Source organism: Halomonas sp. DQ26W (assembly GCF_003339685.1).
Lineage (GTDB): Bacteria > Pseudomonadota > Gammaproteobacteria > Pseudomonadales > Halomonadaceae > Halomonas.
Genome location: NZ_QPKI01000004.1, coordinates 1 through 12,059, shown reverse-complemented (window position 1 = coordinate 12,059; position 12,059 = coordinate 1). Strand labels below are relative to the sequence as shown.

The 12,059-nt window shown below is 59.9% G+C and carries 8 protein-coding genes and 1 pseudogene; 6 read left to right on the top strand and 3 right to left on the bottom strand.

The window, feature by feature from the left end; genetic code table 11:
• Together DU490_RS02945 and DU490_RS02940 are read left to right on the top strand one after the other, a co-directional pair.
• The gene (locus DU490_RS02945) at positions 1 to 690 is read left to right on the top strand and encodes an ATP-binding cassette domain-containing protein (RefSeq protein WP_114572852.1); all 690 of its coding nucleotides are present in this window, start codon (positions 1 to 3) and stop codon (positions 688 to 690) included.
• A gap of 57 nt (positions 691 to 747) precedes the next feature.
• Positions 748 to 1,878, top strand: a complete 1,131-nt coding sequence (locus DU490_RS02940; protein WP_114572851.1) for a zinc-dependent alcohol dehydrogenase family protein — start codon at positions 748 to 750, stop codon at positions 1,876 to 1,878.
• A 294-nt stretch (positions 1,879 to 2,172) separates the two neighbouring features.
• Here DU490_RS02940 and DU490_RS02935 read toward each other — a convergent pair whose 3' ends face one another.
• Both DU490_RS02935 and DU490_RS02930 read right to left on the bottom strand, forming a co-directional pair.
• Entirely contained in the window at positions 2,173 to 4,215 is a 2,043-nt protein-coding gene (locus DU490_RS02935) for a CocE/NonD family hydrolase (RefSeq protein ID WP_114572850.1), read from the bottom strand.
• A 60-nt stretch (positions 4,216 to 4,275) separates the two neighbouring features.
• Entirely contained in the window at positions 4,276 to 5,577 is a 1,302-nt protein-coding gene (locus DU490_RS02930) for an acetyl-CoA carboxylase biotin carboxylase subunit family protein (RefSeq protein WP_114572849.1), read from the bottom strand.
• A 351-nt stretch (positions 5,578 to 5,928) separates the two neighbouring features.
• Between DU490_RS02930 and DU490_RS02925 the strand changes: the two genes are divergently transcribed.
• Genes DU490_RS02925 through iadA form a run of 3 tightly spaced genes read left to right on the top strand, consistent with a single transcriptional unit; the run spans position 5,929 to position 10,584 of the window.
• Positions 5,929 to 6,792: a cyanophycinase gene (locus DU490_RS02925; protein ID WP_114572848.1), complete on the top strand. Its 864-nt coding sequence runs from the start codon at positions 5,929 to 5,931 to the stop codon at positions 6,790 to 6,792.
• Complete coding sequence (gene cphA, locus DU490_RS02920; protein WP_114572847.1) at positions 6,779 to 9,415, top strand: cyanophycin synthetase; 2,637 nt, start codon at positions 6,779 to 6,781, stop codon at positions 9,413 to 9,415. The genes DU490_RS02925 and cphA overlap by 14 nt, the downstream gene beginning before the upstream one ends.
• Positions 9,412 to 10,584 (top strand): beta-aspartyl-peptidase, encoded by a 1,173-nt coding sequence (iadA, locus tag DU490_RS02915; RefSeq protein ID WP_114572846.1) that lies wholly within the window; start codon positions 9,412 to 9,414, stop codon positions 10,582 to 10,584. Before cphA ends, iadA begins: the two co-directional genes overlap by 4 nt.
• A 117-nt stretch (positions 10,585 to 10,701) precedes the next feature.
• Here the strand turns inward: iadA and DU490_RS02910 are convergent, their stop codons facing one another.
• Entirely contained in the window at positions 10,702 to 11,073 is a 372-nt protein-coding gene (locus DU490_RS02910; protein WP_258801232.1) for a dihydrofolate reductase family protein, read from the bottom strand.
• A gap of 209 nt (positions 11,074 to 11,282) precedes the next feature.
• Between DU490_RS02910 and DU490_RS02905 the strand changes: the two are divergent.
• Positions 11,283 to 11,939 (top strand): annotated as a pseudogene (locus DU490_RS02905) (transposase); the annotation flags it as partial.
• Positions 11,940 to 12,059: the final 120 nt, after the last annotated feature.

The following is a 12,059-nucleotide window of genomic DNA, read 5'->3' as shown; positions in this document are numbered from 1 at the left end:
ATGAGCCTGGAAATCGCCAACCTCAATGTGTCGATCGATCGCATCGCCATTCTGCGAGATATCAACCTGACTATCCCCACCGGACAGATGGCCGGCCTGATCGGTCACAACGGCGCCGGCAAAACGACCCTAATCCGCGCCATCATGGGCCTGTTGCCGGCAACGTCCGGCTCCATCCGCTTCAAGGATGAGGAACTGACGCAACTGTCCTCCCACCGGCGCGCCAAGCTGCAGGTCAGCTACATGCCCGAAGACCGCCGACTCATCCCCGAGCTGACAGTGACCGAAAACATGCTGATGCCGGCATGGGCCAATCACATCCGCGATGGAGAAGAGCGGCTGAAATGGGTCTATTCGCTGTTGCCGGAAATCGCCGACTTCGGTGAACGCAAGGCACTGCAACTCTCAGGTGGCCAGCAAAAGCTGGTGGCCCTGGGTCGAGCGCTGATACCCGGCCGTGAACTTATCCTGCTCGATGAGCCCTTTGAAGGCGTGGCGCCGGTATTGGCACAACGGCTTACCTCTGTCATCGGCGACTTGCGCGGCGAAGGCCTGACGGTGCTGATCGCGGAGTCCGACGACAGCCATTCCGCGGGTCTGGTCGACCAGACCTGGCGCATCGAGCGAGGTGCCGTTGCCTTTGGGCGCAAGGCGTCCACCGCCCCTGCTAGCCACCAGCACTCAGTCTGAGAACACCCAAAACAACCCCAGAAACAACACCAGCCTGAGAACAACAAGGAGTCAGTCATGAAAATACGTGCTGCGGTACTACAGGCCACCGGCGCCAAACGTCCCTATCAAGGTAACCAGCCGTTGGTGATCGAAGAGCTTGAACTGGACCCGCCCGGCGACAACGAGGTTCTGGTGCAGATCAAGGCCGCCGGCCTGTGTCATTCCGATCTTTCGGTCATTGACGGCAACCGACCACGCCCCGTGCCCATGGTGCTGGGCCACGAGGCCGCTGGGGTCGTCAAGGCCGTGGGTAACGGGGTACACGACCTGCAGGTCGGCGATCACGTGGTGACCGTCTTCGTGCCCAGCTGCGGTCACTGCTCGCCCTGCGCCGAAGGGCGCCCCGCCCTTTGCGAGCCGGCGGCAAAGACCAACAATGCCGGGACCCTGGCCAGCGGCGAGCGCCGCCTGCACCGGGCGGACGGTACTGATGTCCATCACCATATCGGTGTCTCCGCCTTTGCCGACCACGCAGTGCTGTCCCGCCACTCCCTGGTCAAGGTCGACAACGACCTGCCGCTGCACCACGCCGCGCTGTTCGGCTGTGCGGTGCTGACCGGGGTCGGTGCGGCGATCAACTCGGCCGATATCAAGGCCGGCCATACAGTCGCCGTCGTCGGCCTCGGGGGCGTCGGGCTCAATAGCGTGCTTGGCGCGCTGGTGGCGGGCGCCTCCGAAGTCATTGCCATCGATATGGATGACGACAAGCTGGCGCTGGCCAGGGAACTGGGCGCCACACATGCCTTCAACAGCGGCGAAGCGGGCTGCGTCGACAAGATCAAGGCGTTGACCAACGGTGGCGTCGACTGTGCCATCGAGATGGCCGGCTCCGAGAAAGCCCTCGAGTTCGCCTATCAGGTCACGCGCCGGGGCGGCATTACGGTGACCGGCGGCCTGCCACACCCCGACAAGAAGGTTGCCATTCAGCAAGTCAGCCTGGTGGCGGAAGAGCGCACCCTGAAGGGCAGCTATGTCGGCAGCTGCGTGCCGGTCCGCGATGTCGCCCGCTACATTGCCCTGTTCCGCCAGGGCAGACTCCCTGTGGATAAGTTACTTAGCGACACCCTGACCCTGGACCAGATCAACGACGGTTTCGAGAAGCTGGCGGCAGGCAAGGCGGTACGGCAGATCATACTGTTCGATTGATCCACTGCTGACTATCCAGGGATACTTGAGCGCAAAGATGCTCAAGGCGGAAGTAAGGAAGCGAAGATCCAGCCCGGCCGCAAGGCCGGGTTTTTCGTATCCCTCCACTGGATCAATTCGGAGCCCCACCTGTTCCTACGCACTGTGTCAAGGCAGCAAGCCACCACATAGAAGAAATGCACTGTTGTAGGTAGCTATAAGCTCGCTACATCGGTGTTGCCGGCTCTAACTAATCGCCCATCCTCTTTCCTGCCACATCTTCTCATGCTGTGCTAGTGCATGGCACACCTACGCTCAAACAAGGTCACGCGGAATTTCCTGATCCCAGCTCTTGGAAAAAACCCGGCTATCGCCCTCAAAGGCATCTATCGTGGCCCGCAGCCGGAAATTTTCTGCATTGGACGTCATCAACGTGCGTGTGACGCTCCGTACTTCCCAGTCGCCGCGTCGAAAACTGCGTTCCCATTCGGTCCAGCCACTCAGGCTATTGTAGTTGCCGTAGGCATAGGAATACCGCTCGATAACCCGTGACGAGAGCTCAAGATCAATATCATCGAGACGAAAGGTACCTTGGTCATTAATGACTTCGAGTGTGGTCTGATCATTGGCAAGATCGCGTATTACCCGCCAGGCTTCTTGACTCGGCTGTATCAGGGTCACCGCCAGCGGGGGGGCTGCTTCCGGCGGGCCGAAGGCTGGCAGCGCGGCTTCTTCCTGGGGCTGGGGTTTGCGACAAGGCAGGATCAGCCGACTGCGGGCAGGATGTATGGTGAGCTTGACGGGCACTGGCGACGGCCAGGCCAGTGGCCAATAGCTGGTCGAGAGCGAGAGCCGTATGGCATTGCCCACGGGAAATTTCTGCGCGATGTGTTTCAGCGCTACACGCACCTGATAACGCTTACCGGGCTCCAGGTACTCGGGAAATTCGTCACTGTCACGGTGAGTCAGGTTGAGCAGACCGTAGGAAATCCGGGTCGCCTTGTCATCTTCTGCAATATCGCTGAGCCGTAGCGCCACCATCGCCACCGGCTGATCGGCTTCGATATCGAGTTCGACAACAGGCTGCCCGCAAATCTCGATGTCCAGTTCGAGGCGCGCCGTCTGGAAGATCAGCGAACCGCCATCCTCGTCACGTTGATCATGAGGCAGGTCGGGCGGCGCATTGTAGGAGCACCACTTGCCGGCATACAGCCCTACCGACAGCGTCGAACGAACGGAAAGAGGAACATCGTCGCCCGATACGCAAGCCGCGGGACTCTTCGGGGAAGGCAGCAGGTCATGACCGCTGGTGAAACGGAAGTGCTTCGGTTCGATCCGCGGCGATGGCCAGCTCGGTTCGGCAACCCAGCGCCCCGGTCGTACCTCGTAGCGGGCCGACGGCGGAACCGATTCCTGCATCCATACGCGCAGCATCGGCTCGTCCATGATGCCCGTTTCCTTGCCCTTCAACCAATAGTCCCACCAGCGTAGCGATTCCTGCAAAAAACCGATGGCCGGGCCCGGAACACCATGATAGGGATACATGTGCGCCCAAGGGCCAACCAGGCCCTTGCGTGGCACGTCAAGCCCCGCGAGCAACCGAAACACGGCGTTGCAATATCCGTCTGCCCAGCCGCTGATGGCATAGACGGGGCAGCGAATGCGTGAGAAGTCCTCGCAAACCGAGCCATGCTTCCAGTAGTCGTCGCGACGCTGATGCTGGAGCCAGGTAGCCAGCCAGAGCCCACTATGCTCAAGGCGCTCGAGCCACATGTCCCGCCAACGCTCACCAACCAACAGCGGGTCGGGTGGGCAGGTATTGCCATCGAACATGGTCGAGGCCCACGACAGGTTGTCGCCAAGCAGGCAGCCACCCATGTGGTGGACATCATCGGCGTACCGATCGTCGGTCGAGCACAGCGTGATGACGGCTTTCAGCTCGGGCGGCTGCAGTGCCGCAATTTGCAGGCCGTTGAACCCGCCCCAGGAAATGCCGATCATGCCAACATCACCGGTACACCAGGTTTGCTGACCCAGCCAGTGCAGGATTTCGACGCCATCATCCAGTTCCTGCTGCAGGTACTCGTCGGTCAGCACGCCGTCCGATTCGCCGCTGCCGCGGAGGTCTACACGAACTCCGGCGTAGCCGTGGCCGGCCCAGTAAGCGTGCGTCTGAGCGTCACGCATCGCCGTCAGGTCGCGCTTGCGATAAGGCAGGTACTCGAGGATTGCCGGTACCGGATCGCTCTCGGCATCCACCGGGCGCCAGATGCGTATGCCCAGCCGGCAGCCATCGGCCAGCGTGATCCAACCTTCCTCCTCCTGCACGTCGCGGGGAAAATCGCTGACGATATGCATGACCCTGCTCCCATTTTCGTAACTGGATGTCTTACGATTCATGCCCGCGACGAGAACACGTCAGCCGACGATATCCTCGAACGCGAAGTGTAGCTGCTCGGCAAGACGTGCATAGTTCTCTTCCAGTGCGAGATCGTCGTCTGCACCCATCCACACGTAAGCCAGGGCGTAGCTGTAGCTGTCTTGCTCGGGTAGGGATGACAAGCGCATACCGATCTCGACCTGTACCGTGATCATGGTGCCAGGAAAGGCTTGCTGCAGCGTCTCGATCTCCTCGGCACTCGGTACCTGGCTGACGGTGGCATCGACGAAGAATACCCGATAGAAGAATTTCGCTGCGACCTTGAATGCCCCTTTGCGATAAGGCATGTCTGGCAACTGCCCCAGAGCCAGGTCCACCGTCACTTGCTGATGGCTGATCCCATCGACCTTTTCGAACAGATCGCAATGCGATTGTGCAATGCGGGTATTGATCTCCAGCAGCCAGATGCGATCTTGCACTTCGTCCCAGAAGTATTCGATGTTGAAGGCAGCGTTGTCATAGCCGATATGGGCCATGACTTGACGAGTAAGCTCCTGCATCTTTTCCTGAATGGAAGAAGGCAGGCGGGACGGATAACGATAATAGAAAAAGCTCAGGACTTGCGGATAGCGAATCGAATCGACAATGCCATAAGGAACAGCGTCACCTTGGAAAACGTATCCCTCGACCGTACATTGCCACCCGCCGATGATCTCTTCCGCCATGCAGTAGCCACCATCGACCGAGCGTACCTTGTCAGGCAGGTTTGCGTGCTCCAGCACGTAATTGAAAGGCTCTGAAATCGTCCCGATGCCTTCACATAACCGCGCGACGGCATGGGCGAAGTCCTCGGGGCTTTCGATGCGAAATCCCAGGCGCGAGCCTGAGGATTTGATGGGTTTGACGAAGAAGGGAAAATACAGTCCCGCCTGCCCAATTTGCTGCAATGCCTGGGCGTCGAAGGGGTCAAATGCGGTAAAGCGAGGAATATAATTGGCAATCACCTCATGCTGAACGAGCCGACTCCAGTACTTGTGCTCGCATTTGAGCAAACTTTCTAGACTGGTAGAACGCGTACCAAGCCGCTCGCAGAGCAGTGGCAGCATGGTCGAGACGGGAAAATCCATGTAGCCAACGATGGCATCGATAGGCTCTCTAAATTCTTTCAGCTGGGTTTCGGCTCTGGACAGCATGTCTTCGATAGGAAAAATTTCCGTATCATAGACTTCCGCTGGCTCGATCACGCCATGAAACCGGTAATTCTCAGCTCCACGTAAATGCTCGAGCCGTTTAAGATTGTGTTCATCCAGCCCGACAACAAAAATATTCCGATCGCTCATGATCGCCTCCTGGCGCAAGCTCGGCTGTCACAATCCTCGCAGCCGCGATCCAACGGGTAGCAGGCAGGGTATGGCGCTTTCCGTCCTGACGATCGGCCAGGCATGGGAAAGGCCGTTTATCGAAGCATAGCGCTTTATCGTTGCTGCGCTTGGCCAATACGCAAGTGAGCAGGAACTCCACTGCTCCAAAGGAGGGATTTAGTCAGGCCAAGGGTCCATTATTAATCTGGCTAGGGCGGTTTCCAGCTGTTATAAGTGAAGACTCGGGTTAAAGAATCACGCGATACGACATTGCCGGTATCGGTAACGTTTCAGCGTTGCTCAAAAGCGTCGCTCGGCGGCGAATGGAATATGACTTCACACTACCCCACCGCCAATGGCCACATCGTGGCCATTGGCGGTGCCGAGGACAAGACCTCCGAACTCGCCATCCTTCGACGAGTTTTCGAGCTCGCCCCCGAAGACAGTGACGAAGTCGCCATCATCTCCACGGCCAGTAGCATTCCTGAACAGCTCTTGCCCTGCTACGAAGCGGCTTTCTCTCGCTTGGGCGCAAGCCAGGTCCATGCGTTGGACATCCAGGATCGCCAACAAGCCGCCGATGCCGACAATGTCCGGCTTATTCAACGAAGCGGCGTGATTTTCTTTACCGGGGGAGATCAGCTTCGCCTGACCAATGTTTTTGGCGGCTCAGCCACACTTCGAGCCATCCGCGAACGCTTGAAGGCCGGCGCCGTCGTGGCAGGGACCAGTGCCGGCGCCGCAGCCATGCCAGGCACCATGATCTACAACGGTGCGGCGGCAGACGCCTTGCGCAAGGGGGCGGTCAACATGAGTTTCGGCCTGGGCTTCGTTCGCGGGATGATCATCGACAGCCACTTTCTCGAGCGGGGGCGATTCACGCGCCTAATGGAGGTGGGTGCCAGCAACCCGGAGCAGCTGGGTGTCGGCATTGGTGAGGATGCTGCTGTCATCGTTCATCCGAATCGCATCCTGGAAGCCATCGGGCCGGGGCACGTCATCATCATCGACAGCCGAGATCTGGCGAGCTCCAATATCGCGGAACTGGCGATGGGTGAGCCGGTCGCCGTCGAGAACATGATCCTGCATGCCATGGTCAGTGGCCATGGGTACGATATTGATGCACGACGCTATCTCGTCGCCGAGGAACTCAGCACCATCCTGGCAGGGAGCCATGGGAATGAACATACTTGATCATCGGGCGCTGCGCGGCCCGAATTACTACAGCCGCTATCCGGCAATCTTCATGCGTCTGGACATCGGTGAGCTCGAGGAGCGGCCGAGCGATACCGTTCCTGGCATCGCAGAGCGCATCACCGAACTCCTGCCGACCCTATACGAACATCGCTGTTCGGTCGGGAGGGCCGGCGGTTTTCTGGAACGACTCGAGCGGGGCACCTGGGCTGGCCATGTGGTAGAGCATGTCGCGATCGAACTGCAGAATCTGATCGGCTTTTCGGTGGGCTACGGAAAGACGGTCGATTCCTACGAAACCGGTATCTATAACGTCGTCTATCGCTACCGGGACGAGGCCTGCGGATTGGCGGCCGGCGTGGAAGCCGTCGATATCGTCGCCCGGCTCTTCAATGGCGACGAGATAGATATCCCAACCGTGGTATCTCGCCTCAAGCAGGTGCGCGACGCGCATATGCTGGGGCCATCCACGGCATCGATCGTGGATGCCGCCAAGCGCCGAGGGATTCCCTGTGCTCGCCTTGACGAGAACAGCAGCTATGTCCAATTGGGCCACGGCTGCCGTCAGCAACGGATCCAGGCAACGGTGACCTGCCGCACGAGCCTGATCAGCCACGGCATCGCCGATGACAAGCACTGGACCAAGCAAGTGCTCGGCGAGGCCGGCATTCCCGTACCGCGTGGCCACATTTGCCATTCGATCGATGAGGCGCTCGAGGCCGCTCTCGATATCGGCTATCCCGTTGTCGTAAAACCGCTGATCGGCAATCACGGCCGCGGTGTCAGCACGGACATCACCGACGAACCGGCGTTGCGGGAGGCGTTCACCATTGCCTTTCGCCACAACTCGACGGTCATGGTCGAGAGCTTCGTCAAGGGAGAGGATCACAGGTTGCTAGTGGTCAATGGCAAGCTTGTCGCCGCCGCCAGACGGCGCCCGGCACATGTGGTTGGCGATGGTGAGGCGACGCTGCAGACGCTGATCGACAGGGAGAACCGGGACCCGCGTCGCGGTATCGGTCATGAAAACCTGCTGACCCAGATTCAGCTGGACGAGCATTCCCATCGGCTGATAGCGCAGCATAATCTGACCTTGGAAAGTGTCATCACGAAAGGCGAAGTCATCTATCTGAAATCCACGGCGAACCTGAGCACGGGGGGCACCGCGACGGACGTCACCGATGATGTCCACCCTGATGTGAAGTACACGGCAGAACGCATCGCCCGCCTGATTGGATTGGATATCATCGGCATCGACCTGCTCGCCGAGACGCTGACCATACCCCTGGATGAACAGTCAGCCGCTGTGGTCGAAGTCAACGCTGGCCCGGGGTTTCGCATGCATATTTCACCGACCCATGGTACGGGCCGGGATGTCGGTCAGCACGTCATCGAGATGCTTTTTCCCGATAGCGAGGACACCGGGCGAATACCCATCGTTGCGGTGACCGGAACCAATGGAAAAACCACAACGGTACGTTTGATCTCACACTTGCTCCGCCAGGCGGGACGCAGTGTCGGCACGGCCTGCACTGGCGCCATCGAGATCGACAACCATACCATCATGCGAGGGGATTACAGCGGGCCACAGGCGGCCGCAACCGTACTCCGCGAGCCCACCGTCGAGTATGCCGTGCTGGAAGTCGCGCGAGGCGGCATCATGCGTCGCGGGCTGGGCTTCGATGAGTGTCAGGTCGGGGTGCTGCTGAACATCGAGAGCGATCACCTGGGGGAGAACGACGTCCATACCCTGGATGAGCTGGCACGCTGCAAGGCCGTGGTGATCGACGCGGTCCGCCAGGAAGGGACGGCCGTGCTCAATGCCGATGATCCGCGTGTGCTGGCGAGCAGGGAATGGGCCAGAGGTGACGTGATCTACTTTTCCCTGAATTCCGACTCAGAGCCTGTCCGTCAGCATGTGCAGGACCATGGAGTTTTCTTTACGGTTCATGACGAGTGCATCGTGATGCGCCAAGGAAATGTCGAAGCCTCCATTATTTCGGTGGTGGATACCCCGATTACCTTCGAGGGCCATGCCCGTTTCAATGTTGCCAATGCCCTGGCCGCCAGCGCAGCGGCCTATGCCCTGGGGCTGACCATTGCCGATATCCAATTGGGCCTGCAGACGTTCCACCCGACCCCGGGGCAGAATCCGGGACGCACCAATTTTATCGACGCCGGGGACATAAAAGTGCTGATCGACTACGGCCATAACGTGCCGGCGCTTAAAGCCCTGAGCGAACTCGTGAGCCGAATCCCCGCGCAGCGGCGCATCAGCGTGGCCAGCGCCCCGGGTAACCGTCGTGACGAGGATCTGTATGACCTGGGAGCCCAGCTTGCCAGCATGCATGACATCGTCTTGCTCTGTGAAACCGCCCCCCGAGGTCGCCCTGACGGTGAAACCGTCAGCCTGCTGCGCGCTGGGGCGGAATCAAAACCCGGCACCTGCCGAGTCGAGGTGTTCAAGAAAGAACGTCACGCCGTCGACAGAGCGTTCGATGAGGCCAGGGAGGGCGACCTGTTGGTACTGTTGATCGATGATATCAATGGCGCCACCGAGCGCCTGCGGGGGCGGCGATTTCTGCCGGATACCCCGGACGCTACCTCAGGCGGTCAGCCATGATGCTCTCGAGCGAGCAGCACACCCCGCTCATGACGCTCTTGCGGGTCAGCACTATTGTTGCGCCCGAACGTCTTGAGACGACCGATATCCTCATGGCGGGAGGAAAAATCATCGCCCTGGGTAATGACCTCGACACTCCCAAAGGCTGGCCTATTCGGGTGGTGGAAGCCCATGACCTTACCGCCGTTCCCGCCTTTATCGACCAGCATGTGCATGTCACCGGAGGCGGGGGCGAAGGCGGTTGCGGTACCCGCTGCCCGGAAATTTCGGCCCGGGAAATCGCGTCGATGGGAATTGGCACGGTGGTGGGTGTGCTTGGCACCGACAGCATCAGCCGCTCCCCGGCAGATATGCTGGCCAAGGTACGTGGGCTTGGAGCCGAAGGTATATCGGCCTTCATGTATACCGGTGCCTATCGCGTCCCGCCTCCCACGCTGACCGGCGACATTCAGCGCGACCTGGCGTGGATTCCTGAAGTCATCGGCCTAGGGGAAGTCGCCATCTCGGATCATCGATCAAGCCAGCCACGCCAGGATGAAATCGAACGGATCGTCAGCGATACTCGCGTTGGCGCCATGCTGGCCGGCAAGCGGGGTATCTGCCATTTCCATATCGGTGACGGAAAGCGGGGACTGGAGCCGCTGCGCCGATTGCTAGCCGAGACCGAGATTCCTGCCGACCAAGTCATCCCCACCCATGTGAACCGCCACCCTGCCTTGCTCGAGGAAGCCGCGGACTATGCGTTAACGTTCAAGGCGAGTGTCGATGTCACCGCCTTTGAAGATGCCGGAGACGGCCTTTCCGCCTTTGATGCGGTGTCTCGGTTACTGGAGCTCGGCGTGCCCCCGGAGCGCATCACCATGAGCTCCGACTGCAATGGCAGCTTGCCGGAATTCGATGCCAACGGGACATACCTGGGAATGAAGGTGGCCAGGAACACGACACTGATTGCGGATTGGCAACGCCTCGTTCGTGAAGGTGTGCTGCCGCTCGAAGCCGCTTTGGGCCTGATTTCCACGAACGTGGCCCGGGTACTCGGTTTACACGCCAGAAAGGGACGTATCGCTATCGGCTTCGACGCCGATGTGACGCTACTCGACAGCGAACTTCAGCCGCAGCAGACGTTCGTGGCGGGGAAATGTGTTTATGACGTAAGCAACACAGAATAGCTCGCGACCGCGATGCTGCCATGCCATCACATAAGAGAAATACGCTGTGGGAGACAGCTTTAGCTCCGGTCCGACGCTTCGGCGATCGCGGTGTTGCCCTCCCTGGCTAATCACTCGCTAACCTTCCCGCTGCACCTTCTCGCGCCTCGCGACCTCCGCCGCAGTTGGCGGGTCCATGGCAAAATCTCCCGTTTTCACCGCGCCCTCGCGTATATACTTCGCGATCACAATGCCGTTGGGCGACACTCGACTGGCCGCAAGCTCGAACGCTGCTGGCTCCACCCCATCATCGAACAGCTTCTTGCCCTTCCCTAAGACGATGGGGAACGTGAACGTAGTGATTTCATCGACGAGGTCGTTCTTCAGCAGCGTATGGATCAGCTCGGTGCTACCTTGGGTGACTAGCGCCGGCCCCTCTTCCTGCTTCATCCTGGCGACATCAGACGCCGCGTCACTGAGGGCCACCGATCCCTTCCAGGTAAAATCCAGGCCCTTTCGGGTTGCAACGTACTTCTTGATCGAATTGAAGGTTCTGGCGATGAAATCATCAGGCCCTTCCTCCGCATACGGCCAGTGCGCCGCGAAGATCTCATCCCGGCTTATTCATGAGACCGGCCTGAAAACGAAGACGACGGATGGTATTCTCTTGAGAAATCAGAACGTTCCGGCAAGAACCTGATTCCAGAGGACCATCCGCCATGGGTGAAAGCGTATCTCCCTGGATCCCGTCCTGCAACGGGTCCATCCGCGTTGAGCTTGATGGCCAGCGCACCACCAGCGACAGTGGCGCTCTGCTGCTGCGTGAAGCCCTCGACAACAGCGGCGTGATCGAGGCGCTGGAGGACAATCTGGTCGACCGGCGCCACCCGCTGCGTATCCGTCATTCGCTGGCCAGCCAGCTGCGCACCCTGGTGCTGCAGCGCGCCATGGGCTGGATCGACCTCAGCGATACCGACACGCTGCGCCGTGACCCGCTCTGGCAGTTGGCTTGCAGCGATGCTCGCGGGATGACGCCACTGGCCCAGGATCGGCCGTCTCAAGCCACGCTGTCGCGGCTGCTGACGTGCCTCGGGCGCAACGACAACATCGATGCCATGCACGAAGGCCTGCTGCGGCTGGTGGTCTGGCGTCTGACCTCGCTGAAGAATGGCGAATGCCCCGAGCAGCTGACGCTGGATATCGACGGCCTGCCGATCGAGGTCCACGGCCACCAGGGCGGCTCGGCGTTTCATGGTCTTTACGGTGCACGGATCTACTCGCCGCTGGTCGCCTCGCTGGCAGAAACCGGCGACATGGTCGGCGGCCTGCTGCGCGAAGGTAACGCCGGCCCGGCCGAGCATGCCGATACCTGGATCGGTAGTTGTCAAGGAATCTGTCGCCTCTGAGGTCATTCAGGCCGCCTGTTTTTCTGGTTCAGCGACGGTGATCTGGAGCTCCCGTTCCGGGTTGAGTGACACGGTGCCGATAGGCGTCCA